Origin of the sequence: Tessaracoccus antarcticus, assembly GCF_003688855.1 — a bacterium.
GTDB classification, from domain to species: Bacteria; Actinomycetota; Actinomycetes; order Propionibacteriales; family Propionibacteriaceae; genus Arachnia; species Arachnia antarctica.
Genome location: NZ_REFW01000002.1, coordinates 798,439 through 821,712, shown reverse-complemented (window position 1 = coordinate 821,712; position 23,274 = coordinate 798,439). Strand labels below are relative to the sequence as shown.

At 65.4% G+C, this 23,274-nt stretch carries 21 protein-coding genes and 2 riboswitches; of the genes, 12 read left to right on the top strand and 9 right to left on the bottom strand.

Annotation, left to right across the window (positions count from 1 at the left end; translation table 11 throughout):
- Nucleotide 1: 1 nt before the first annotated feature.
- From EAX62_RS11070 to EAX62_RS11055, 4 genes are all read left to right on the top strand, one after another.
- A complete protein-coding gene (locus EAX62_RS11070) occupies nt 2-1,021 on the top strand; it encodes an SIS domain-containing protein (RefSeq protein ID WP_121901693.1) in 1,020 nt (339 codons plus the stop codon).
- Nucleotides 1,022-1,178: 157 nt separating this feature from the next.
- Nucleotides 1,179-1,586: a hypothetical protein gene (locus EAX62_RS11065; protein ID WP_121901692.1), complete on the top strand. Its 408-nt coding sequence runs from the start codon at nt 1,179-1,181 to the stop codon at nt 1,584-1,586.
- A 27-nt stretch (nt 1,587-1,613) separates the two neighbouring features.
- Nucleotides 1,614-1,889 (top strand): hypothetical protein, encoded by a 276-nt coding sequence (locus tag EAX62_RS11060; protein ID WP_147454089.1) that lies wholly within the window; start codon nt 1,614-1,616, stop codon nt 1,887-1,889.
- 100 nt (nt 1,890-1,989) lie between these two features.
- Nucleotides 1,990-3,951, top strand: a complete 1,962-nt coding sequence (locus tag EAX62_RS11055) for a bifunctional metallophosphatase/5'-nucleotidase (RefSeq protein ID WP_121901690.1) — start codon at nt 1,990-1,992, stop codon at nt 3,949-3,951.
- An 87-nt stretch (nt 3,952-4,038) separates the two neighbouring features.
- Here the strand turns inward: EAX62_RS11055 and EAX62_RS11050 are convergent, their stop codons facing one another.
- From EAX62_RS11050 to EAX62_RS11025, 7 genes are read right to left on the bottom strand one after another with little or no spacing between them, the layout of a single operon-like run.
- Entirely contained in the window at nt 4,039-4,800 is a 762-nt protein-coding gene (locus EAX62_RS11050) for a hypothetical protein (RefSeq protein ID WP_121901689.1), read from the bottom strand.
- A gap of 24 nt (nt 4,801-4,824) precedes the next feature.
- Nucleotides 4,825-6,639: a hypothetical protein gene (locus EAX62_RS11045; RefSeq protein WP_147454088.1), complete on the bottom strand. Its 1,815-nt coding sequence runs from the start codon at nt 6,637-6,639 to the stop codon at nt 4,825-4,827.
- On the bottom strand, nt 6,639-6,785 hold the full coding sequence (locus EAX62_RS16735; RefSeq protein ID WP_158600647.1) for a hypothetical protein: 147 nt from the start codon (nt 6,783-6,785) through the stop codon (nt 6,639-6,641). The genes EAX62_RS11045 and EAX62_RS16735 overlap by 1 nt, the downstream gene beginning before the upstream one ends.
- Nucleotides 6,782-8,284 (bottom strand): glycosyltransferase, encoded by a 1,503-nt coding sequence (locus EAX62_RS11040; protein WP_121901687.1) that lies wholly within the window; start codon nt 8,282-8,284, stop codon nt 6,782-6,784. The genes EAX62_RS16735 and EAX62_RS11040 overlap by 4 nt, the downstream gene beginning before the upstream one ends.
- A 10-nt stretch (nt 8,285-8,294) precedes the next feature.
- Nucleotides 8,295-9,032, bottom strand: coding sequence for a PHP domain-containing protein (locus EAX62_RS11035; RefSeq protein ID WP_121901686.1), 738 nt, complete (start codon nt 9,030-9,032; stop codon nt 8,295-8,297).
- On the bottom strand, nt 9,025-10,038 hold the full coding sequence (locus EAX62_RS11030; protein ID WP_121901685.1) for an ATP-grasp domain-containing protein: 1,014 nt from the start codon (nt 10,036-10,038) through the stop codon (nt 9,025-9,027). Before EAX62_RS11030 ends, EAX62_RS11035 begins: the two co-directional genes overlap by 8 nt.
- Entirely contained in the window at nt 10,035-11,222 is a 1,188-nt protein-coding gene (locus EAX62_RS11025; protein WP_158600646.1) for a PIG-L deacetylase family protein, read from the bottom strand. The genes EAX62_RS11030 and EAX62_RS11025 overlap by 4 nt, the downstream gene beginning before the upstream one ends.
- Before the next feature lie 290 nt (nt 11,223-11,512).
- On the opposite strand from EAX62_RS11025, the gene EAX62_RS11020 reads away from it, so the two are divergent.
- From EAX62_RS11020 to EAX62_RS11000, 5 genes are all read left to right on the top strand, one after another.
- Entirely contained in the window at nt 11,513-12,202 is a 690-nt protein-coding gene (locus EAX62_RS11020; RefSeq protein ID WP_158600645.1) for an MgtC/SapB family protein, read from the top strand.
- A gap of 106 nt (nt 12,203-12,308) precedes the next feature.
- Nucleotides 12,309-12,698, top strand: a complete 390-nt coding sequence (locus EAX62_RS11015) for a VOC family protein (protein WP_121901682.1) — start codon at nt 12,309-12,311, stop codon at nt 12,696-12,698.
- A 66-nt stretch (nt 12,699-12,764) separates the two neighbouring features.
- Nucleotides 12,765-12,982: riboswitch (cobalamin riboswitch) on the top strand.
- A gap of 116 nt (nt 12,983-13,098) precedes the next feature.
- Nucleotides 13,099-15,702, top strand: coding sequence for a ribonucleoside-diphosphate reductase subunit alpha (locus EAX62_RS11010; RefSeq protein WP_121901681.1), 2,604 nt, complete (start codon nt 13,099-13,101; stop codon nt 15,700-15,702).
- A gap of 35 nt (nt 15,703-15,737) precedes the next feature.
- Complete coding sequence (locus tag EAX62_RS11005; RefSeq protein WP_121901823.1) at nt 15,738-16,730, top strand: ribonucleotide-diphosphate reductase subunit beta; 993 nt, start codon at nt 15,738-15,740, stop codon at nt 16,728-16,730.
- 53 nt (nt 16,731-16,783) lie between these two features.
- Nucleotides 16,784-17,389 carry a DUF1349 domain-containing protein gene (locus EAX62_RS11000; RefSeq protein WP_121901680.1) on the top strand — a complete coding sequence of 202 codons (606 nt, stop codon included), beginning with the start codon at nt 16,784-16,786 and terminating at the stop codon, nt 17,387-17,389.
- Here EAX62_RS11000 and EAX62_RS10995 read toward each other — a convergent pair.
- The gene (locus EAX62_RS10995; protein WP_147454087.1) at nt 17,346-17,615 is read right to left on the bottom strand and encodes a hypothetical protein; all 270 of its coding nucleotides are present in this window, start codon (nt 17,613-17,615) and stop codon (nt 17,346-17,348) included. The two genes, EAX62_RS11000 and EAX62_RS10995, sit on opposite strands and share 44 nt — an antisense overlap.
- A 153-nt stretch (nt 17,616-17,768) precedes the next feature.
- Between EAX62_RS10995 and EAX62_RS10990 the strand changes: the two genes are divergently transcribed.
- Nucleotides 17,769-18,692 carry a glycoside hydrolase family protein gene (locus EAX62_RS10990; RefSeq protein ID WP_121901678.1) on the top strand — a complete coding sequence of 308 codons (924 nt, stop codon included), beginning with the start codon at nt 17,769-17,771 and terminating at the stop codon, nt 18,690-18,692.
- Between the two features lie 35 nt (nt 18,693-18,727).
- Here EAX62_RS10990 and eno read toward each other — a convergent pair whose 3' ends face one another.
- Nucleotides 18,728-19,993, bottom strand: a complete 1,266-nt coding sequence (eno, locus tag EAX62_RS10985; protein ID WP_121901677.1) for a phosphopyruvate hydratase — start codon at nt 19,991-19,993, stop codon at nt 18,728-18,730.
- Nucleotides 19,994-20,071: 78 nt separating this feature from the next.
- Nucleotides 20,072-20,133: riboswitch (Fluoride riboswitch) on the top strand.
- A gap of 18 nt (nt 20,134-20,151) precedes the next feature.
- Here eno and EAX62_RS10980 point away from each other — a divergent pair.
- Nucleotides 20,152-21,747: a MutS-related protein gene (locus tag EAX62_RS10980; protein ID WP_121901676.1), complete on the top strand. Its 1,596-nt coding sequence runs from the start codon at nt 20,152-20,154 to the stop codon at nt 21,745-21,747.
- Entirely contained in the window at nt 21,744-23,252 is a 1,509-nt protein-coding gene (locus EAX62_RS10975; RefSeq protein ID WP_121901675.1) for a MutS-related protein, read from the top strand. The genes EAX62_RS10980 and EAX62_RS10975 overlap by 4 nt, the downstream gene beginning before the upstream one ends.
- Nucleotides 23,253-23,274: the final 22 nt, after the last annotated feature.

Sequence of the window (23,274 nt, the reverse complement as noted above, 5' to 3'; positions counted from 1 at the left end):
AATGGACCGCGCCGACTACTGGAATACCCTTCGCGACCAGCCCCAGAGCTTGGCTGGGACAACCACGGCGGTGAAGCAGGCGCTGGCGGGGGCCGCATTGCCGCCATGGCGAGCAGGGGAGGTGCTTGCCGTGTTCGCCATGGGGGCTTCGACGTGGGCTGCTGAGTTCCTCGTCCACGAGGCTCGGCGCCGCGACAGGGTAGTACTCAACTGGCCGGCGGCCGACTGGCGCGGACTCTCCTTCTCGCCCGCGGCGCTGGCAATCGGCATCAGTGAGTCCGGACGGAGCCCCGAAACCATCGAGGCCCTCGCACGCTGCGCTGGGCATCGGATCGTGATCACCAACGTTGCCGGCTCCCCGGTCGTAGCGGTGGCCGACACCGTGGTTCCGCTGGGTTCAGTGTCCGACGCGGGCGTATATGTCTCCGGCTACACCTCCACGCTTGTCGCTCTTGCGTTGGTCGGTGAGTCGCTCGGCCTGGCCGGTCTTGCCGACGAGCTCGAGTCGGCGCCCCGACGGGTGGGGGAGTGGGTGCCCAGCGTGATGGCAGCAGTGGATGGGCTCCTCTCCCGGCACTATGCCACGACCTCGCCGGGCTCCGTGGAGTGCGTCGGCGCAGGCTCGTCCTTCGCCTCGGCAGGGGAGACCGCGCTGCTGGTACGCGAAGCCGGCCGCCTGCCGTCGGCCTGCTTCCAGACCGACCAGTACCTGCACGGACCCGCGGAGGCGTTACCGGGTGCGTCGTGTTGTGTGGTCTTCGGCGGGGGCCGCGCGGTCGAGCTCGTCCAGGTGATGGTCGGGGACGGGGTTCCGGTCCTGCACATCAGCACCGCCCCGGTCCCCGGCAGTATCGGGATCACACTGCCCGTGGCGTCACCCCTGGTGACCAGCATCCTCGAGGTGATTGTCGGGCAGGTGCTGGCAGGACGTCTCGGCGACCGCCGCGGCCACGAGATCGGGACATTCCACCACAGTTTCGCGGGCACCAAGCTGCCCACGAACCCGTCAGCCGAGGGGTGAGACGGCTTGTCTCCGGTGACGATTGTTCACTCAAGCAAGGTCGCAGAGACGACGGTTCTCCGCCCCTCACCAGACCCTGCGAGTTCCATCCAGGACAGTGACAGAAGCACTATTAAATGTCATTGACATTTCTCTTTTGTGGCTGCCAGTATGAGCCATGACAATCACTCCCAACACGGCGGCGTCAACGGTCCCTGAGCGCGGAGTCACTGATTGGTTTCGGCCAGTCCTGACACTGATTCTCCTGGTGCTGGCTGCATGGTGGCTGTTCGAGGTGTCAATGCGTATCGGCACTGCACCCACACGGGACACCGCTGGCACCACCGTCGTTGACGAGTATCAACGAGCCAAGGACATTCTCCTGGTGGTCCTGCCCCTCACCGCGACGGCACTGGGCTACTGGTTCGGGGCGCAGGGCAAGGCCAGTGCGGAAAACAAGGCCGCCAAGGCGGACGAGAAGGCAAACCAGGCGACGGCAGCGTTGACTGCGGTGGTCGCAACGTCGAGAGAGCCGGAGTTGCTCAATCACGCACGAACGAAATACCCCGAGGCTTTTGGACTCTGAACTGAAACGGCAGGCGATCGCATGGTCATGGAACACACGCAGGACGACGGCAGAATCAGCATCTTTGCGGGGAAGGACGAAATTCTCATAGCGTGCAACAAGGGCCACTTCTGGATCCTGACAGCGAAACAGGAGAGCCTCCCACCCAGGGTGAACCGACATCTTCAGGGGGAGTCGATCATGAATTCCGGTCTCGGTGGCACCACGTCCAGGGACCCATTCCTGTTCCCGAATCACGACGCCACCATGGCTGAGCGCTTCGGGGAGGGCGCAGTTTCCTTTCTGCGCAAAGACAGCCAGTAGAACGGTTGACAGCCCCTTGGGACAAAACGTAGCGTCAGGCGCACTGGATGCAGTGTCGCAACCGGTGCGATGCAATCTCCGATGATCCGAAGGGTTCCCCATGCGCAGACCTCTTGCAGGTGTTGCTGTCGCCGCGTTGACTCTTGCCGCGATGGCCGGCCTGACCAGTCCGGCACATGCAGAGCCGGACAGCATCGATCTGACACTCCTTGGCACCACCGACGTTCACGGACACGTCTACAACTGGGACTACTTCGCCAACGCCGAGTACAGCAAGGAGGCCGACGTGCTGGGCCTGACCAGGGTGTCGTCCTATGTGAACGATGTCCGTGAAGAAGTGGGGCCCGAATCGGTCGTCCTCATGGACAGCGGCGATGTGATCCAGGGCACGCCCCTCACCTACTACTACGGGTTCGGGGAGGGGCGACGGGCCGTCCTGTCCGGCGAGGAGGAGCACCCGATGGCGCAGGCCTTCCGTCACATCGGCTACGACACCCTGGGTATCGGGAACCACGAGTTCAACTACGGCCTGGACATGCTGAAGGCCTACCAGCGGGACCTGCACACCGACGAGGGCGGGCCTGCACTCCTGGGGGCCAACGTCATCGACGTCGCCACCGGCGAGCCGTGGCTCGAGCCGTACAAAATCATCGAACGGACCATCGACGGCACAACCGTGAAGGTCGGTGTCATTGGCCTGGTGACCCCCGGTGTGCGGATCTGGGACAAGCAGAACGTCGACGGCATCCTGGAGTTCCGCGACCTCGTGGAGACAGCCAAGGAGTGGGTGCCCATCGTCGCGGCGCAGGCCGACGTCGTGGTCATCAACGCCCACAGCGGCAAGGGGGACGCCCCCGACGACGGCTACGACGAACAGGCCCTGTACGAGAACGCCATCAACAATGTCGCCCACCAGGTGCCGGGCATCGACTACATCCTGTTCGGACACACCCATCGGGACGACCCGGAGACGATCATCACCAACGTCGCTGGGGAGAAGGTACTGCTGACACAGCCGTACTACTGGGCGCGCAGCATCACCCGCACCACTGTGAAGCTCGTACAAGACACCGATGGCCAGGGGTGGATGGTGGATTGGAGTGAGGGCAATGCACCGCACGCCGTTGCCACGTACGGCTACGAGATCTCGTCGGAGGACCAGTCGCTCAAGGACCTCCTGGCCGACAAGCACCAGGCGGCCATCGACTACGTCAACAGACCGGTGGCAGATTCCGTGGCCGAGTTGAAGGCGGAGACTTCACGCTACGAGGACACACCCATCATCGACTTCATCAACCGGGTGCAGACAGAGACCGTCGCCGCCGCACTGGGGAAGGACCTGGGGGACGCCACGCTGGTCTCCATCGCGGCGCCCTTCTCCCGCACGGCTGTCTTCCCGAAAGGCAAGGTGAGCATCCGGGACATCGCGGGTCTCTACATCTACGAAAACACCCTCATGGCGGTGGAGCTCACCGGTGCACAGCTGCGCGACTACCTCGAGTACTCGGCGAAGTACTTCAACCAGGTCAAGGAGGGTGCGACGTTCGACCCCGAGGTAGGGACCAACGCGGGGGACGAGCCGGACTACAACTACGACATCCTCTCGGGCCTCAACTACTCCATCGACATCTCCCAGCCCGTCGGGAAACGCATCACGGGCCTGACCTACCCCGGCGGCAAACCCGTGGGCGACGGTGACGCCTTCGTGATGGCTCTCAACAACTACCGGGCCAGTGGTGGCGGCGGGTTCCCGCACGTCGCGGACGCCAAGGTCGTGTACAACGAGCAACGAGAAATCCGCCAACTCCTCATTGAGTGGGCATCTGCGCGCGGCGTCATCGATCCGGCTGACTTCTTCGTCAAGAACTGGGGACTCATCACCGCCCCCCTGCCCGCCGAAGAACCCTCGACCACGCCCACCCCATCACCCGGAACCGGCCCCACACCGGGCTTGCCGCACACCGGCGCCGACGGAGAAGTGGACGCTGCTGTCGGGATCATCTTGATGCTGGTGTTGCTGGCCGGATCCAGGTCGGTTCTGGCGAGACGCCCCTCCCTCTGAGGACGGCGCGTCGGCGGGTGGGGGTGCCTCCCCACCCGCCGCACGTGGGTGTTGGGGGTCAGGCCCGGTCAGTTCGGGCCATCGAGCTCAGCTCTTGATCGGTGCGGTGAGCTGCTCCAGGAGGTCACCCGGTGCTTGGTCGCCCAACATCCGTGACACCTCTTTCACGACGGCAGTCACCGTTGTTTTACCCTGCGCCTGAAACTCGTCGTCCATGTGGGTGTAGTACAGGGACTCCCCGATGTCGAAGGTGACCTGCGGCTCGGGGGCGGAGATCGACAGCGGGGATGAGCGGGTGTAGGGCGCCAGCACCCGATCCCACACGACGGAGCGCGCGCTCCAGAGCGGATCCGACTCGTGGTCCTGCAGGATGTCGTCCTCGACGGTGAGGGCGTACACCTCGATGCCTCGCAGCTGCAGGAAGGCGTCCTCAAGCCGTTGGTGTTCTGTGCCGAACAGCACGTAGGTCCATTGACGCTCGGGATCGCCCGGGTCGTCCATGAGCTGCGCGCGGCACCGCAGGTCGAGCTTCACGGGCAGAGGAAGCGCGGACATCCGGTGCATGAGGCTGTGGCCGATGTCGAGGAACTCTGCTGCCCTGTAGACAATGCTGCCGTCGCTCACATGGCTGAGCACCAGATCGGACTCACTGATCTGGTCGTGGGACCACTTGCGGTAGACCGAACCGTGATCGCCGTGTGAGGCCAGCAGTTCGGCGGAGACCGTGGAGACGGCCCTGAGAACCTCGGTTCGCCACAGTGGCCACCCGAACCGCTCGAGGGCACGACTGAGCGACGGCAGACTCTGGCTCGCGGGCAGGCGATACCCCAGGGGTTGGGTGTAGGTCATGTGCGGTGGTGCTCCTTCATGTGATCAATCGTCCCAAATCGTGGGGTGCCCCGAGAGTGACGCTCGGGCCAACAAGACCCAGGCGGTGGCGGCGATTGCCGGGTCGTTCGTCATGTCCATCGAAGCGTCCACCCGCGTGGCCTCAGGCCATGCGCCACTTGCCAGCCGTCCCGCTTCCAAACGCCCCATGGTCACGGCCGCGGCCGATCCCTGACCCAGACGTCCCTGCGCCAGGGCTACACCGGCCGAGCCCTCGAACCATACTCCGGCAGTAGAGACCGTCGGCAGGCGGGGGGCGTAACCCGACACTGCCGAGTCCGTGACGAAAAAGTCCTGCGCGTGGCTCAGGGAACCTGCCGCCAGATCCGCCCGACCGACCTTCTGGAGGAAGATCGCCCCCCAGCTGTTGAGATCCAACATCGGGGTGGGGTCGGCGCCTTCAGGTTGCCAGCCCTGATGGAAGCGACCCGTCACCGGGTTCCAGAGGCGGGTGAGGATCGCGGTTTCGAGGCGTGCAGCACCTCGGTCTGCAGCGTGATCATCGAGAACCTCTGCGGCAAGCCGTAGTGTGTGCCAGGCGTCCAGATTGTGCTCGGTGGAGGCCCAGGGAATCGACGTCGAGGGATCGAAGGAGCCATCGGGACGAAGACTCCCGCTGCCCCCCGTGACGAGGCCGTCCATGATCCCACCCGACTGCTGTTGCGCGAGCAGCCACTCGACGCCGCGGGTGGTGGAGGACACGAGCGCAGGGCGGTCGGGGTCAGAGGGCGACAGGTCCCCAAGCCTGCGCAGCAGCGCGTAGGTGGCGATGCTGTGGTTGCCGGTGCGGTACTCACGTTGAGCTGCCTCGGGGTTCAGGGCGGCTGCCGAGGTGACGAAGGCGCCGTCATTGCGGCCGCCAACGCTCTGGAGGCGCATGAGCCCCCGGGCGAGTTGCTGGGCGAGGGCGTCGTCGCCCACCGATTCCGCCGTGATGACCGAGAGCGCCTGGTCGTAGGTGAACGTGCGTCCGTGCGCGGGAGTCCCAACGGCGGCATCGTAGGACCGCACCAGGCCTGTGGTTGGCGCATGCTCAGCCAGCACCGAGCCGGAGGTGGTGTCGATCAACTGGAACACTTTGGTGCCCGGCCGGCTCGAGGGGAACGCGAAGGTGTTGTCCGCGTGGACTTCCACTGTGTCGATGACGTAGGCGGTGTCGGTGACGACGATTGCGCGCACCTCGAGGCCGTCCAGAACGGCTGGCTGCGGCCATGTCGCGCCTTCCTGTACGTAGCCATGAAGGCTGTCGAGCACCTGGAAACCCCAGCTCCCGGGCTCCTGTGCCCGCGCCGTGCCGAGATCGAGTGTGAAGGTGCCGTCAGCGTTGACCATGGTCTGGAGTTGCGCTTGCGCAGTACCAGCGTCAGTGGTTCGCAGCACGTTGATGATCCAGCGTCCCGGCTCCTGCGGAAGTTCCACGTGGCCCGCCACGAGCCCCCGGTAGGCGTCGGCAAGGGAAACAGGGGTGTCGATGACGACGGGGGATCCGGCGATGGTGGCGGGTGCGGCCACATCACGCAGGGTGAAGGTGCCGGAGACGGGTCCGGTCCATTCCGGCGGGTAGTCGGAGTCGGGGGCGATCGTGGACGTCGTGGACACAGGAGTTCCGGTGCCGAGCTGTGAACAGATCCACTGCCACTCCACCGAAGCGGCCGAATCGCAGACCGGTTCGCCTGACGCGGCTGCGGAGGGGATCATCAGGCTGCCAAGGACGCCGGCGAGGGCGAACGTGGCCACGGTGAGCACCATCGCGCTCGAGGAGCTTGCCGCGCGCGCGACCTTCCACGCCGGGCGCCGCATCACAGCCACCACCGCATCCGTGCGTAGGCCAGCGCGAGGACGACCACCAGGGAGAACAATCCCTTCCACAGCAGCCCCCGCTCGAACGACACGTCCTCACTCAGGGCCACCGTTGCTTCGTCGACCCGCTCAGGTGTCGCGCTCACGAGATACCGACCTTCCCGGTCTTTTCCGTCTTGTCCCAGGTGGTGGCAGCTCCCCGGAGTTGGGCGACATAGGCCGCGAACGTGATGGAACAGAGAAATGGCCCGAAGCCGACCACGAGCATGAACACCGACAGGACCGGACGCATCCATGTGAGGCGGTCCAACCGGAAGATGAGCCAGGCGAAGAGCATGCACAAGGAGGTCCAGGCATAGGCGAACAGCGCCAGGAGGCTGCGGGTCTCTTCCGTCCAGCCGAGGCCAATGACCTCGCAGCTCGCCCTGATCAGGTCATGCATGGGGCCGGGCGCGATGACGTAGGCCATGAGGCTGAGATTGACCAGCCCCGGAAAGACGAAGGCCTGACGCCAACTGCGGGCCGCGACCCTGCGGTCGAGCGTGAGGGTGAAGGTGGTGGTGAAGACGAACGCGAAGGCGCTGATGCTCCAGAAGATCCGGAAGAGGAGGTTGGCGTCGCCCGCATCGAAGAGCCACATCACCACCAGTGCCACCGACACCAGCACCATGAACGCCGGCAGCAACAACGTCGAGTACCACTGGAGCCCGAGCCAGGCGTTGCCGAGGTGGTGGACTGTGCTGCGCCGGAAGAAGACGGAGTGGAAACGCCGCGACACCTGAAGGTTCCCGCGCGACCACCGCAGCCTCTGCTTCCACAACCCCGTGACACTGGCGGGTTCCTCGGCGAAGCACTGGGCGTTGGGGTCGAAGATCACCTTCCGCCCGCCGAGCTGGGTCAGGAACGTGGTGACAGTGTCCTCCGCGAGGGTCGTGGTGTCGATCCGCCCACCTTGTGCCTCGAGGTTGTCGCGGCTGAGAAGTTGCGCGCCTCCGGCGAGGCAGGCCTGTGCTCCGATGACGTTCTGCGCCCGACGCGCCGCGAGCTGTGCCGTCGCATACTCATAGCCGATGTAGCGACTCAACCAGTGGGGGGGAGCACTTGCCTCGCGGATGAAACCCATGACGGCACCCACCTCGGGGTCAGCGAGATGGCGTGCCAGCTTTGCGATGGCATCCGGGGCAAAAACGACGTCGGCGTCGGTGATGAGTACAGCCTCAGCCCAGTCGTCATCCAGGATGACGTCCAGCCCGTGGTTCAGGGTGTGCGACTTGCCCTGGCCCCCCTGCTGCCTTCGCAGCACGACGATCCGACCCGGGTACCGCTCCTGCTTCTCCCTGAGCAGGTCGGGGGTGTCGTCGGTGCTGGCGTCGTCGACGATGACAAGCCGCAGCCTGTCCTGCGGGTAGTCCAGCGCCATCATGCGCTCCACAGAGAAGTCGAGGACGAGTGCCTCGTTCCAGGCAGGCACGAGGACTGCGACGCGGGGCATGTGGGCCGGATCAGCCCGGTCGTAGTGCGAGAACCACCTGTGGAGCCCCACCAGGAAAAACTGGAACACGGAGCACAGCATGGGAAGCGCTCCGATGAGGATGAGCGCGCTGAGCAGCCAACCGAAGAATGTGCTCGGTGCGGTGATGGTCATCGCCCCCGCATCACAATGAGGCCAGGACTTCGTGCAGGTGGGTGTATCGGCCGACGTCGGCTGTGCGGTGCGCGTCACTTCCTGCGACCAGAGTCACGCCGCGCCGCATGAGGCCGCTGAGGACCCGTGCTGAGGGGCACCGCCACTTCTCGTTGACTTCCACGGCGCCGTCGACGGCCCTGCATGCAGTGGCGAGGACGTCCAGGAGCTCGTCGGTGACGAGTTGCTCGTCGAGACCGCACTTGGGCAGCAGGCTGAACGGGTGGGCCACCGTGGGTGGCAGGGGACTGGACCTCAGTGCCGCGGCCGTTGCCTCGACGAGCTGCTCCACCACAGCCGAGGGTGTGACCTGACCGGCTGCGAGTCGGTCGCGGACCGACGACGGGTGCTCGGGTCCGTCGACTCCCGGGAATTGATGGTCCGCGATGAGGAGATAGTCCAGGGCGGGCAACGAGGGGGGAAGGTCCAACTGTCCCGAGACGTTCATGATCTTTGTCTCCACCCCGCACCGGATGAGGAGATCGTCGCGCCGCAGTGCCCGCACTGCTGTGACGTACTCCGGCAGCCACGTGGTGTCGTGGCGGACGTGGTCGCTGAGCCCCCAGGTCCTCAGGCCAGCCGCGACGGCGGCATCGGCCATGTCGTCGATGCTGTCCGCGCCGTCAGTCCAGTCGGAATGGGTGTGGGAGTCGACCCGAGTGTCGATCGCGGCTGCGACGTCATGGTGGAAGGCGCCGGGCTCATGCATCTGGGCTCCGTGATGCGTGTGACCCGAGCGCGTACTCGGCGATGGGCACCACCACCTCGTCCCAGTGCCGGACAACAGCGATCTCGGTGAAGTCGAGAGAGTCGGGAAGGGGATCTCCGAAGATGGCGTCCACGGCGAGTTCCGGCATGTTGATGCCTGAAGCCATGGTCAGCGCCATGGTGCCCGGGAATCGGGGATTGACCTCGAGGAGCGCGGCGCTCCCGTCCCTGGCACGTCGCACCTGGACATTGACCACGCCCACCACACCGATTGCCTCGGCCACTGAGCGGCCGAACGCGATCAGACCGTCATCGTGGACGGTACGTCCGGCCACTGCTATGCCGGAATCAACCTTGTCCCGGAGCCGGGGGACAGCGGCCACGATGTGACCGTCGGGCCGGGCCAGGACATCGATGGAGAACTCCTCGCCCGGCAGGAACTCCTGAAGGATGTGCGAGCCATCCCGGGGGTGTCCCTCGAGCATTGATTCGTTGTCGATCACCGCGAATCCACGTCCGCCAGCGCCACGACGCGGCTTGATGATGAAGGGCGTCCCCAACGCCTCGAGCGTTGCACTGGTGACGTCCTCGTCCAGGACCACAGTGACCGGCACGCGCACCGTCGGGGCGCACGCCTGAACGAGTGCCCACTTGTCCAGGCACTGGTCCAGTGTTGCCGGGCTCTCCACCAGCAGACGGATGCCGGTCTCCGCGAAGTCGTCGGCCGCCGCGGACACGCCGGGCAGTTCCACGTCCACCGTCGGAATGACCAGGTCGACTCCACGTTCGCGAGCCTCGCGCAGCAGCGCCGTCACAAAGCCGGGGTCGTCTCCCCGGGGGAGCAGCACCCGCTGCCCGGCGGGTACGAGGTACAGGCCGACGGCGAAGGGATCCATGTCCGCCGCGATGATGGTGTGCTGCTCGCACAGTGCGCGGATCAGCGTGACGGCGGCAGCGCCGCCGGCCCCCGTCACCAGGATGGTGTGACCATGTGCCGGGCTGTTCATGCCTCAACCCCTAAACGATGAATGTTGACCACGGGTGCGGGCTTCAGTGAGCTGGTGGAGCTGGTGGGCGGCTGCGTGGGGGTACGCGTCATGCTGCGCAATATTTCGAACGGTTCCGCGTACCTGGCCCTGGGGGCGAGGTTGCGGGCCCAGTAGCGGGCCGAGGCGATGACCATCTCCGGCTCGAGGTAGGACCGGTGGCGTTGTGACTCGAAAATGCCCAGGACCTCCACCTTGCGGACGATCACCTCGTCGATGGCGACAAATCTGGTGGGTGCGAAGTCGTTGGTCGCCGAAGGGGACTGAAAGGCGAACACCTGCGGGACCCCGCGCGTGGCGCTCATCGCAGCGATGTGTACAGCCCGGTGGTCCTGGTGGTTGTCGTTCTTGGAGTGCACGTAGATGACCGTCGGATCCACCATCCTGACGATCTCCTCGATGGTCCGGATGGTTTCGACACCTGGATCAACGCAGGTGTCCGGCAGATCGGCAAGGAACAGCTGTGCCCCCATGCTGACCGCCGTCGCGGTCGACTCAAGGATCCGCTCGGACTGGTCACCGCCGACAGCGCCCCGGCTGAGGGTGAGGACGGAGACCAGGTCGCCACGCCGCCTGTGGTCAAGAAGAGTTCCACCGCAACCGATCTCGACGTCGTCAGGGTGGGCGCCGATGGCCAGCACCCGTTCGGCACGGGTGTCGGCCTTCCGCAGGACCCTCTCGATGCTCGTGCTCAGCGCAATGGCATCGCGGCAGTCGGCGACGTCACTCACCCCGGCCTGCATGGCGGCAACCAGCAGGGGTGGCGTCATCAGTTCCTTGCGACACAGGAGAATGATGGTGGCGCTGGGGTTCAGGGCCAGCACCTCGCGAAGAGTGTGAATCCCTTCGTCATCGCTGACACGGGCGGCGCCGATGAAGATCAGTTCGAAGTTGTTCAGTGGTTGGGCTTCTCCGAGCAGTTCGGCCTCGGGCCGGTCGAAGTGGGTGCAGCCCAGACGGTCCAGTGTTGGCACGAGCAGGGTCCGGTCGAACTGGTCCAGGAGCAGGGCCATCGGTTGTGGGGCAGCCACCCTGAGCTCGACTCCGGCTGGCACTGACACGGTGTGATCGCCGCCGGACTGGCGGTGGAGGCCGGCTGAGACCTGACCGCTTGCCGCCCCGTCGGCAAGTTCGCCACGAGTCATCTGATTTCTCCTCACGTGTGGAGTTTCAGCGACCATCCGGGACAGAAACGCCCAGAATCGCCCACTCGCCAGCGCAGACACTACTGGCGTCCCGCTTGATGGCCTCTTTGTCCACTGAACTGAAGCCGAAGGTTGACGACTCGTATCCCTGAGTCAGTGGACCGGGCGCACGGACACTGTTGGAGGCGTCCGGCTCACCAGCGACCTCACACCACGCGTAGGACACCGTGACGATGGCTCGCCGGTTTCGTCATAGCATCGAGGCAGCACCCACATCACCAGGAGGTACCGTGCCGGACTTCAACATGCCCAACTCCATGGAAGTGATGAGCGCCGTGCTGGCGTTTGTGTTCTGCGGGCTCATCGGTCTCGAGCGACAGTTGCGACGCAAGAGCGCGGGGGTGCGAACGCACGTCCTCGTCGGTCTGGGGAGTTGCCTGTTCACGATGGTCTCGCTGTACGGCTCCCCGGCCGGCGTCGGCTCAGTACTGGAATGGGATGCGTCGCGCATTGCCGCGCAGATCGTGTCAGGCGTCGGGTTCCTCGGCGCGGGTCTCATCTTCGTGCAGCGCGACGCCGTGCGTGGCCTGACCACCGCGGCCTCCGTGTGGATGGCTGCAGCCATCGGCATGGCGTGCGGCGCCGCCATGTACGGTGTGGCGCTCATGATCCTGGGGCTGCATTTCGTCATCATTCTCATGACGCCACTGCTGAACATTCTTCGGCGCACCAGCGGCGGCGAGATCGTGGAGCTGACCTATGAGGACGGGCGTGGAATTCTGCGGGAGGTCCTGATGCTGGCCACCACGCGCGACGTACAGACGAGGATCCTCTCGAGCCGACCCTTCAACCATGGCGAGTGGCGGGGCGTCGAGATGCTGGTGCAACTCCAGGGCCGGACAGGTATCGACGAGTTGATCCACGAAGTGAGTGAACTGGAGGGTGTCAGCAGCATCGGGATCGCCGACGACACGGACTGAACAAGGGGGGGTTCGGCCCTCCTGCGCGATCTACACTCGCGCCCAACCCGAGAATTCGTGTGCTCGTGCACCACCCCCGTGCCCGATAGTGATCTGAGGAGCCCTCATGCCCAGCTTCGCCGGGATTGACCACATAGCGCTGAGCGTGACCGACCTGGAGGTCAGCCTCGACTTCTATGAGCGCGTGCTGGGTGTCCAGTCCGACGGCGGGATGACGGACGGCCCGTTCACCCGACGGGTCCTTCCGCTCCCGGACGGCTCCCACCTTGGCCTGACGCAGCACCATCCTGGAAGCGGGCACCCCTTCGACCCCACCAACCCCGGTCTGGACCACCTCGGGTTCTCGTGCGGCTCACGCGACGCGCTGTCGCAGTGGGTGGACCACCTGGACGCACTCGGCGTCGTGCACAGCGGCGTCCAGGACGCCGAGTACGGGAGCGCGCTCAGCTTCAAGGATCCCGACGGCAACGCCCTGGAGTTCTTCGCGCCGGTGTGACCGTCACGGCCTTTCGCTCTCGTCGAACCACTACATGTGGTGCTTGCGGCGCGGAACAATCGCCTATATGGTGATCCTCGTAGTGGTTCGGCCGTCGGTTGACGGTCGTCGTAAGAGGGAATCCGGTGTGAATCCGGAGCTGCCCCGCAGCGGTATGTGGGAACGAACGTCATCAAGTGCACTGGGACCTGGTCCCGGGAAGCGATGGCCAGTAGGTCCGATCCAGTGACTTTCACCGGGTCTCGCCCATGAGTCCGAAGACCTGCCACTGCCGCCTCGCGCCGCGGGGTGTCGGTTCCGCAGCCTCGTGGGAGGGCTGGCGTCCCACGACCCATTGACGGGTCCGACGAATCCTCTCCGCGTGTCTGCGCACACTCACAGGTCAGCACCGAGGGGATTCATGACCACCATTCACGTCATCAAGCGCGACGGCACAGCAGTGCCCTACGACGGGTACGAAATCGCGCGCTCCATCGAGACAGCGGCTCGCGGGCTCGACGACAGCATGGCCCGCGCCGTGCAGATTCAGTCGGAGCTGGAGATCACTCTCTTCGACCGTATGACCACCGAGCAGCTCGACGAGGCGGTGATCCAGGTTGCCCTCCAGAACGTCAAGGAGGATCCGGCCTTCGACACCATCGCGGCGCGGTTGGCGGTGAAGGGTCTCTACAAACGGGTCTTCGGCGCCACCGACGACCTCTTCGGAGACGGCAGCCCCGACACCATCGTTGCGCTGCACCGGAGCCGTTTCGACAGCTACATCCATGCCGGCGTCTCGGCCGGACTCCTGGATGCCCGCCTGGCCGGCACGTTCCGGCTCGACGAACTCGCGGCAGCACTCGATCCCCGCCGCGATGACCTTCTCCACTACATCGGCGTGGCCACCATGCGCACCCGCTACCTGCTCACCACCGCACCGAACGCCGCCGGTGCCCGGCACCCCATCGAGGTACCCCAGTTCTTCTGGATGCGCGTGGCGATGGGGTTGTCCCTGAACGAAGCCGATCCATCCACCGCAGCCATCGACTTCTACCACCGGATGTCACGGCTCGAATACCTGGCGGCTGGCTCCACCCTCGTCAATGCAGGGACCGCACATCCGCAGTTGTCCAACTGTTTCGTGATGCAGACCGAGGACGACATCGAACACATCGCCAAGAGTGTGCGCGACGTGATGTGGCTCACGAAGGGCACGGGAGGCATCGGTCTGAGCATGACCAAGTTGCGCAGCGAAGGCTCACCGATCCACTCCAACAACACGGCCTCGACGGGTCCCATCCCCTTCATGCACACCATTGACTCCACGCTTCGCGCCATCTCCCGCGGCGGCAAGAAGTTTGGCGCCCTGTGCTTCTACATGGAGAACTGGCACCTCGACTTCGCCCAGTTCCTCGATCTGCGACAGAACTCCGGGGACCCCTACCGTCGAACCCGCACCGCCAACACGGCCGTCTGGATCAGCGACGAGTTCATGAAGAGGGTGCGCGACGACAGTCCCTGGTACCTCTTCGACCCACTGGACACCCCGGACCTCGTGGAGCTCTACGGCTCAGCCTTCTCCGCCCGCTACGCCGAGTACGTCGCACTGGCCGAAGCGGGGAAGATGCCCCGGTACACCATGGTGCGGGCCCGTGAGCAGTTCCGCTCCATCCTCGTCTCACTGCAGACGACGTCGCACCCGTGGCTGACGTGGAAGGACACCATCAACACCCGTGCACTGAACGACAACACCGGGACCATTCACCTCTCCAACCTGTGCACGGAGATCTGCTTGCCGCAGGACCGCGACAACGTGGCCGTCTGCAACCTCGCCTCCATCAACCTGTCCCGCCATCTGCAGGGCGCCGGCGCGGACGCAGTCATCGACTGGGAGCGTCTGCGGGACTCCACCCGGGCGGCCGTGCGTCAACTCGACAACCTCATTGACGTCACCCTCTCGTCGGTGCCTGAATCCCAGACCTCCAACACGGCGAACCGGGCCATCGGTCTCGGGGTGATGGGATTCACCGACATCGTCGAGCGCTGTGGCCACGCCTACGACAGCGAGCCGGCGTATGACCTCATCGATGAGGTGATGGAGTTCATCAGCTACCACGCCATCGACGCCTCGGCTGACCTTGCCCGGGATCGCGGTGCCTACCCGAACTTTGCGGGGTCGGGATGGTCGAAAGGACTCGTGCCCATCGACACCCTCGACGCGTTGGCCCGGGACCGGGACGTGGCTGTGGAGGTGCCCCGCACGATGCGCCTCGACTGGGACGTCCTGCGGGCCAAGGTCACAGGGGGAGTGCGGAACGCGACGCTGCTGGCAATCGCTCCCACGGCGTCCATCGGGTTGGTGGCGGGAACAACCCCCGGACTGGATCCCCGGTTCGCACAACTGTTCAGCCGCGCCACGTCGGCGGGGAAGTTTCTGGAGGTGAACCCGAATCTGGTGGCCGACCTGAAGAAGCTCGGCCTGTGGGATGAGGTGAAAGAAGACCTGCTCGCCGCCCAGGGGGACGTGTCATGCATCGACGCGATCCCGGGCCATCTCAGGGATGTCTACCGCACCAGCTTCCAGCTGTCGCCCTACGCCTTCATCAACGTGGCGGCCCGGGCCCAGAAGTGGATAGATCAGGCGATCAGCCGGAACATCTACCTCGCCGATCGATCAGTCCAGGGCATGGCCGCCCTGTACCTGAAAGCGTGGGAGATGGGGGTCAAGACCACCTACTACCTGCACATGATGCCGCGCCACACCGCCGAGCAGTCCACCGTGCGGGTGAACAAGGCGGAGAAGATCCGTCCCGGGAACGCAGAGTCGACGACGTCGCGCCCGGCCAGGCATGGCTTCGGGTTCAGTGGGGCCACCCTCCGTAGTGCGCCGGCGTCGGTGACCCCTGTCGTCGTTCGTCCGCTCCTGGAATCCAGCGTTTCCGTCGGGGTTGAGGTCGGCGTCGCGGACGGCGCGGCCTGTCCCACCGACCCACAGGAACTCCTCCAGTGCGAGTCCTGCCAGTGATCACGTCCACCTCCACAGAACCAGAAGGCACCACCATGACGAACCCCAGAATCCTCGGGACCGGCATCGCCGAAGGGCTCCTGCTGAAGCCCGTCACCTATCCGTGGGCCCTCGATCTCTACAACCAGGCCGTCGCCAACACCTGGTTCCCACACGAGGTGCAGCTCGGTGAGGACCTGGCCGACTTCGCGCGGCTCACCGACGAGGAGCGACACGCCGTCACGCACCTCATGAGCTACTTCAATCCCAATGAACTGCTGGTCAACAAGGCACTGGCCTTTGGTGTCTACCCCTACGTGAACGCCGCCGAGTGCCATCTCTACCTTGCCAAGCAGATGTGGGAGGAGGCCAACCACTGCATGGCCTTCGAGTACGTGCTGGAGACCTTCCCCATAGACCGCAAGGCCGCCTACGCGTCGCACATCACCGTGCCGTCCATGGCTGCCAAGGAGGAGTTCGAGGTGAAGTTCATCCGCAGGATGACGGAACAGACCCTCGACATCAACACCGTGGAGGGCAAGCGCGACTTCGTCCGCAACCTGGTGGCCTACAACGTGATCCTCGAGGGCATCTGGTTCTACTCCGGTTTCATGGTGGCCCTGTCGTTCAGGCAGCGGAACCTGCTGCGCAACTTCGCGTCGCTCATCGACTGGATCGTGCGCGACGAGAGCCTGCACCTGAACTTCGGCATCAACCTCATCCTCACGGTGTTGGAGGAGAACCCCGAGGTGGCCTCCGACGAGTTCGCGGAGGAGATCAGGTCCATGGTGCTGGATGCGGTCGAGATGGAGGAGGCCTACAACCGGGACCTGCTGCCGAACGGGATTCTCGGGTTGAACGCCGACTACATCAACCAGTACGTGAAGTACCTGGCGGACCGGCGGTTGGAAGAACTGGGGTTCGAGCCCGAGTACGGCGTCACGAACCCGGCAAAGTGGATGGCGACCGCCAACGACACCCTCCAGTTGGTGAACTTCTTCGAGTCCATCAACACGTCCTACGAAGTGGATGCCAGGAGCTCCCACTGACGTCGGTGACGGCCCGTCACCATGGCACTGGCCGATGAGTGAGGATGGGTTGCATGAATATCGAAGAGTCACTGGGAGCGGGGCTGCCTGCGTTGGTGTCGGGCGGACGCTGGACCCATGCGCCCGAGGACATCAGGAGCGATGGCGATCATGTCGTCGTCACGGCAAGGGAGGGCAGCGACGCGTGGCGTCACACGTCCTACGGGTTCGTGCACGACTCGGAGCACGCCCTCCTGGAACCGTTCGGCAACCCGGAGGCCGTCGAGGTGTCGTTCCTCCTCGACTTCTCCGCGCAGTTCGACCAGGCCGGAGTCTTCCTGCGCGCCGCCGACGACGAGTGGATCAAGGCCGGTGTCGAAGCCTCGGACGGGGAGCTGCAAGTGGGTGCCGTGGTCACCCACGGCACCTCGGACTGGTCGGTGGCACCGATCCCGCACTGGCGGGGCCGCGAGGTCACCGTCCGTGCCAGCCGGGACCGCGACGCCGTCACCATCCGGGCACGCGTCGATGACGAACCCTGGCGACTCGTGCGGGTGGCGCACCTTGACCCCACCCTGGTCGTCGAGGCCGGCATCTTCTGCGCCGCCCCGAGCCGCCCCGACCTGCGGGTGAGATTCACGGCCTACCGCCGCGGCCCCGCCGATGACTCCCTGCACTGACGGGGGTGGGTACCGGCCGCCGCGACGATGTGGCCGCCACGAACAGGGATCCACCGTGCGGGACGCTGGTGAGGACGTGGAAGATCTTCAGGGCAGTGTTGCCGGCCACGGGCAGTGCGGCGGCCTGCTCGAAGCTGAGCCCCTCAGGAATGACAACGATCGAGGCGTCGGCTCGCACCACCGCGTACTCTGCCCACGTCCCGCCCTTCTGCTGCATCGAGCTCACAAAGGCGATGCTGGTGCACCAGCGATTCCATGGACAACGGTCCTACAGAGCCCCTGGTGGTGACTTCCCACAAGGGGCCGACCATCCTGCTGTGTCCTGCCGGCCCCGCGACGTCGGCTATCCTCGCCTTCTTTGACGAACGGGAGGTGCTCCATGGGTCTCGTACTCGAGGACAAGTGGGTGTGGGACTCGTGGTCCATCGACGACCAGCAGGGATGCCACCACCTGTTCTACCTCCAGGCCCACCGATCGCTGGGAGATCCGCACCTGCGGCACATGAACCCCTCGGTGGGTCACGCCGTCAGCGACGACTACCGCACCTGGGATGTGCTGCCGGATGCCCTTGCTCCGCGACGGACGCCGGGCTGGGACGACAGGACCACCTGGACGGGGTCAGTCGTCGAAGGGCCGTCGGGGCGGTACCACCTCTTCTACACCGGTACCTCGAACGTCGAGGACGCCACCGTCCAGCGCATCGGGCGGGCAGACTCCGACGACCTCATCCAGTGGGAACGCTTCGGCGACGACCCGTTGCTCGAGGCCGACCCCCGATGGTACGAGAAGTACGACGGGACCAACTGGCATGACGAAGCCTTCCGTGACCCCTGGGTGGTCCCCGACCCGGATGGCAATGGCTGGCACATGCTGATCACGGCGCGCAGCAGGGAGGGGGACGCCTTCTCCCGGGGCGTCGTCGGTTACGCCTGGAGTCCCGACCTCGACACATGGGAGGTTCGGCCGCCCCTGTCTCGTCCCGGAAAGTTCGGGCAACTGGAGGTCCTGCAGTACGTGGAACTCGACGGCGTCCCTCACCTGGTTTTCAGTTGCGCCGAGGGGGAACTGCACCCAGACCTCCACATCGCGGGGCAGGGCGGGGGTGTGTGGCTGGTTCCGGGGGAGACGCTGCTCGGCCCGTGGAACCTCAACAGGGCCCGTCGCGTTGACCACGACTCGCTGTACGCCGCGAGGGTCATCACCGATGGCGACGGAGAGCAGCGTCTGCTGGGTTTCAGCGATGAGGTGGACGGTGAGTTCGTCGGAGAACTCCTCGACCCCGTGGACATTGTCCTGGAGTGACCGCCCCACCACCCCTACATGACGAGGGAGACCTCTCAGACCCGACCGAAAGGAAGGGCGGGGTTGGAGGCAGCAATCTCGATGAGCCGGTTGTACTTGGCGACACGCTCGCCGCGCGCCGGAGCGCCGGTCTTGATCTGGCCGCAGCCGGTGGCGACGGCGAGATCGGCGATGAAGGTGTCTGGTGTTTCCCCGGAGCGGTGGGAGACCATTTGCGTGTACCCGGCGCGATGACAGATTGCCATGGCCTCCAGGGTCTCGGTGACGGAGCCGATCTGGTTGAGCTTGATGAGGGCGGAGTTGGCGATACCGTCGCTGATGGCCTCGGAGATGATGGCCGGGTTGGTGCAGAAGTTGTCGTCGCCCATGAGCTGGATGCGTTCACCGAGGCGTGTGGTCAGTCGTTGCCAGCCGTCGTGGTCGTCCTCACCAAGGCCGTCCTCAATACTCCAGATGGGGTAGGCATCCACCATGGCCGCGTACCGCTCGATCATGTCGTCGCTGGACAGCGACTGGCCATTCACGCGGTAGCTGCCGTCGCCCTGGCGGAACTCGGATGCGGCGGGGTCGAGCGCGATCGCCACCCCTGTGGTTCCGGGCGTGTAGCCGGCATCCGTGATGGCCGCGACGATCATGGCCAGAACCTCTTCGGGCTCGGCCAGGTTGGGAGCGAATCCACCTTCGTCGCCGAGTCCGGTGGAATGTCCACCGGCAGCGAGCCGCTTCTTCAGCGCCGCGTAGACCTCGGCGCCCGAGCGGACAGCCTCAGCCATCGACGGTGCACCCAGGGGACAGACCATGAACTCCTGGAAATCGAGGGGGTTCGGCGCGTGGGCGCCGCCGTTGAGAACGTTGAAGCAGGGGACCGGGAGCCGCGGAGCCTGGCCGAAGCCCGGCAACCAGGCGTGCAGCGGTTTACCGTCGGCCGTAGCGAGGGCGCGGGCCAACGCCATCGACACCCCGACGATCGCGTTCGCGCCGAGTCGGGCCTTGTTGGGTGTCCCATCCAGCCCCTGCATCGCCTCGTCGGCCTCCGCCAGGGTGGTGAGGTTGCGTCCGACGAGATGGTCGGCGATCTCGGTGTTGACGTTGTTGACGGCGGTTGCGACCCCGCCCCCGGAGAACCTCGCAGGGTCGCCGTCGCGGAGTTCAACCGCTTCGCGGGTCCCCGTTGACGCTCCGGACGGGACCCCGGCACTCACTGTGACGCCCCCTGCCAGACCGAGGGTGACCTGCAGAGTGGGTCGGGATCGGGAGTCCAGAATCTCGAGGGCGGACAGGTGGGTGATGGTGAATGACACGGGACACCTCCATGAAGACGTAGTGCCTTTCACGCTACTCCCGGTCGGTCCCGATTCCGGTCATCCGACGTAGAATCGGAGGAACGCGGCGGTGGGGCTCGCCGTTGAACGCCACAGTGGCCAATGGCTCCTGCTCGTCACCATCATGGAGGACGACCATGAGCGTTTCGCGTGAGACCCGCACCATCACCCCAGGACCGTCCACCCCACTGCAGACGCCGGACGTCAGTGTCCTCTCCGCAGGCCCCGTGCGGGTCGCGGAACCCGTCAGCCCGGACACACTCACAGACCTGCGTCTCGACCATGTTCTGTCCTCCCTCAGCGACGCCGGGAAGGACAGTCTCATGGTCGAACTGTTCACACGTCCCCCGGGGGACGCAGATACGGTCGAGTACCGGCAGGAGGTGTGCAGCGACCTGCGGGACCCGGCGGTGCGCCGTGCCGTGGCCACATTCCGGCAGGGAATGGGCCGCATCGATGAGCGTGTGCGCTCCGCCATCACGTCAGGACCCAGCGAGTACCACTGGCAACAGCGGCGACGGCTGGCCGAGGCGATGGCCGACTACACCCATCTTGTCCAGGACCTCCGCGCCCGGTTGGACGCCGTGACCCTGCACTCCCGCGGGATGTCCGCGGTGCATGCCTATCTGGAAAGCTACGCCACGTCACCAGAGTTCGAGGAACTGATCCGGTCCACCGGGGAAGTGATCAACGCGCTGGACCGGGTCAGATTCCGCATCTCGATGGAGATGGGACTGATCGTGGTGACGCCCGCGGAACAGGAGGGGACATACAACGAGCAGATGGCGGCGCTCTTCGAGCGGTTCCAGGACGATGCGGTCCCTCGGGGGGAGGGGGGTAAGCAGGAGAAGGACCCCGGCATCACCCACGTCACGGCGGGGATCGTGGCCCAGGCAGCGCGGATGGAGCCGAAGCCGTTCACCGTGCTGGCTGAGCACTGTCGGCAGAACGCGAACTTCCGGGACGAGACGCTGGTCAGGTTCGCACAGGAGGCCGGGTTCTACCTCGCCTACCTCGGCGAGATCGCCCCCCTGGAGGAGGCCGGCCTTGCCTTCTGCCGTCCCGGGATCACCGTCGACGGCAAGCGACTGGAAGCCCGCGACTCCTTCGACCTCGCACTGGCCCTGCAGGTGGTCGCGAAGGGGGAAGACGTGGTGACCAACGACGCCCAGCTGGACGGAGCTGAGCGGGTGCTGGTGGTCACTGGCCCCAACCAGGGAGGCAAAACGACGTATGCACGCATGATCGGCCAATTGCACCATCTCGCGTCGATCGGGCTGCCTGTTCCGGGCCGCGACGTGGAGTTGCCGTTGGTGGACCGGGTTCTCACTCATTTCGAACGGGTGGAGGGTGTCGGCGACCCCACCGGCAAGCTGGAGGAGGAGCTGGTGCGGATGCGCAGGATGCTCGAGATCGCCACCCCTCGCAGCCTTGTGGTGCTCAACGAAGCATTCACCTCGACCAGCCTCCAGGACGCCCGCGAACTGGGCAAACGGGTCCTCGAGAAGATCATTGCCACGGACATGCTCGCGGTCTACGTCACCTTCGTTGACGAACTGTCGCGACTGGGACCGGCCACCGTCAGCCTCGTCAGCCAGACCTCACACGAGGATCTGAACCGCCGTACCTTCACAGTCTCTCGCCAGCACGCCAATGGCACCGCCCGGGCCCTGGCGCTCGCTGCGAGACACGGCCTCACCCTGCCCCAACTCCTGGAACGGATCCCGTCATGAGAGTCAACCTGCTCCACGCTCTGGGAGCCGAACAATCACCAGCTCCCCACGCGGAGGATCTCGTCCTCGACCTGGGGCTGGAACCCGTCATCTCAGCCTGCGCGGAGGGGGACCCGGTGGTCCGTGACGTGATGCGGGCCACTCTGCTCCACCCCCTCACCAGCGCATCCGACATTCACTTCCGCCAGGACGTGATGCGGGATTTCATGGAGCACCCCGCCCTGCTCCGATCCCTGCACGACATCACGACGCGCTCCCTCGGCGCTGAGCGTGAGGCGCGTAAACACATCTGGGGGCTGACGGATCGCCCCGAGAGTCGGCTGCACAGCAGCGTCGAACTGCTGTCCCTGTTGCTGGACTTCCTCAGGGAGTTGCGCAAGGTCGCCGACTCGAACACAGCACTGGTGGGATCCGCTGGTGTCAGCGCCTTTCTTGCGGCCACCAGTGCGGACCTGTCAGACGAGTACCTGGAGCAGGTCGCGTTGAGCCTGGACTCGATGCGGTTCCGGACCGGGATACCGGCCACTGTGCGACTCAGCCCCGTCAACGGGATCATCGACTACCGGGTGGACCAGCCCCCTGCGCGCCAGGGGCGACTGCGCGAGTTCTTCGGCACGTTGAAACGTAGCCCGTGGGTTGTCACGATCCAGCCACGTGATGAGGCTGGTGCAACCGCTTTGCGGCACATGCGCGACTTCAGCCTCAACGACCTCGCGGACACCCTCGAACGTTCAGCCACACACGTTCAGCGTTACCTGCTGTTGTTGCACCATGAAACCGCGTTCTACGTCGGGGCGTTGAACCTGCTGCACGCCTTCCAACGCCGACACGTTCCCACATGCTTCCCGAAGCCCACCGACAGCGCCACGCCCGTACTGGCGTTCACCGACCTCTGCGACGCCGGGCTGGCCCTGCGTGGGCAGGACGCACCCGTCACGAATGACCTCGACGCCGACGGGCGATCCCTCATCCTCATCACCGGCGCCAACAGCGGGGGCAAGTCCACGTTTCTCCGCAGTGTCGGGCTCGCCCACCTCCTGACCCAGGCGGGCCTGCCGGTGCCGGCCAGGACGATGAAGGTCTCGCCAGCCCCCCAACTCCTCACCCACTTCAAGCGCGAAGAGGATGCCTCCCTCACCAGCGGGAAGCTCGACGAGGAGCTGACCCGCATGAGTGACCTAATTCCTGACCTGGTGGCCGGGTCTCTTGTCCTGTTCAACGAGTCCTTTGCCTCAACGTATGAACAGGAAGGATCCGAGATCGCCCGCAACGTCGTGCTGGCCCTGACGCGTCGCGGGATGCGGGTCATCTATGTCACGCACATGTACCAACTCGCGGAGGGCCTCGCGGAGATGCACGATGAGTCGCACCTCTTCCTGCGTACGACGCTCACGCCCGACGGTCGAGCTTCGTACAGGTTGCACACCGGCGCACCGGAGCCGCGCAGCAACGGTATCGAGATGTATGACCGCGTCTTCTCCAGTGCCGCGGTCTGGCCCGGCTGAACATCACCATCCGGGAAGGTGA

What these genes read in the sequence shown, in the direction of transcription:
- EAX62_RS11010 (WP_121901681.1), top strand. Translation starts at nt 13,099, where the DNA reads ATGACCACCATTCACGTCATCAAGCGCGACGGCACAGCAGTGCCCTAC.
- EAX62_RS11060 (WP_147454089.1), top strand. Translation starts at nt 1,614, where the DNA reads ATGGAACACACGCAGGACGACGGCAGAATCAGCATCTTTGCGGGGAAG.
- EAX62_RS10990 (WP_121901678.1), top strand. Translation starts at nt 17,769, where the DNA reads ATGGGTCTCGTACTCGAGGACAAGTGGGTGTGGGACTCGTGGTCCATC.
- EAX62_RS11065 (WP_121901692.1), top strand. Translation starts at nt 1,179, where the DNA reads ATGACAATCACTCCCAACACGGCGGCGTCAACGGTCCCTGAGCGCGGA.
- EAX62_RS10980 (WP_121901676.1), top strand. Translation starts at nt 20,152, where the DNA reads ATGAGCGTTTCGCGTGAGACCCGCACCATCACCCCAGGACCGTCCACC.
- EAX62_RS11025 (WP_158600646.1), bottom strand. Translation starts at nt 11,222, where the DNA reads ATGACTCGTGGCGAACTTGCCGACGGGGCGGCAAGCGGTCAGGTCTCA.
- EAX62_RS11000 (WP_121901680.1), top strand. Translation starts at nt 16,784, where the DNA reads ATGAATATCGAAGAGTCACTGGGAGCGGGGCTGCCTGCGTTGGTGTCG.
- EAX62_RS11055 (WP_121901690.1), top strand. Translation starts at nt 1,990, where the DNA reads ATGCGCAGACCTCTTGCAGGTGTTGCTGTCGCCGCGTTGACTCTTGCC.
- EAX62_RS11045 (WP_147454088.1), bottom strand. Translation starts at nt 6,639, where the DNA reads ATGCGGCGCCCGGCGTGGAAGGTCGCGCGCGCGGCAAGCTCCTCGAGC.
- EAX62_RS11070 (WP_121901693.1), top strand. Translation starts at nt 2, where the DNA reads ATGGACCGCGCCGACTACTGGAATACCCTTCGCGACCAGCCCCAGAGC.
- EAX62_RS11030 (WP_121901685.1), bottom strand. Translation starts at nt 10,038, where the DNA reads ATGAACAGCCCGGCACATGGTCACACCATCCTGGTGACGGGGGCCGGC.
- EAX62_RS10975 (WP_121901675.1), top strand. Translation starts at nt 21,744, where the DNA reads ATGAGAGTCAACCTGCTCCACGCTCTGGGAGCCGAACAATCACCAGCT.
- EAX62_RS11040 (WP_121901687.1), bottom strand. Translation starts at nt 8,284, where the DNA reads ATGACCATCACCGCACCGAGCACATTCTTCGGTTGGCTGCTCAGCGCG.
- EAX62_RS11015 (WP_121901682.1), top strand. Translation starts at nt 12,309, where the DNA reads ATGCCCAGCTTCGCCGGGATTGACCACATAGCGCTGAGCGTGACCGAC.
- EAX62_RS11035 (WP_121901686.1), bottom strand. Translation starts at nt 9,032, where the DNA reads ATGCATGAGCCCGGCGCCTTCCACCATGACGTCGCAGCCGCGATCGAC.
- EAX62_RS11050 (WP_121901689.1), bottom strand. Translation starts at nt 4,800, where the DNA reads ATGACCTACACCCAACCCCTGGGGTATCGCCTGCCCGCGAGCCAGAGT.
- EAX62_RS11005 (WP_121901823.1), top strand. Translation starts at nt 15,738, where the DNA reads ATGACGAACCCCAGAATCCTCGGGACCGGCATCGCCGAAGGGCTCCTG.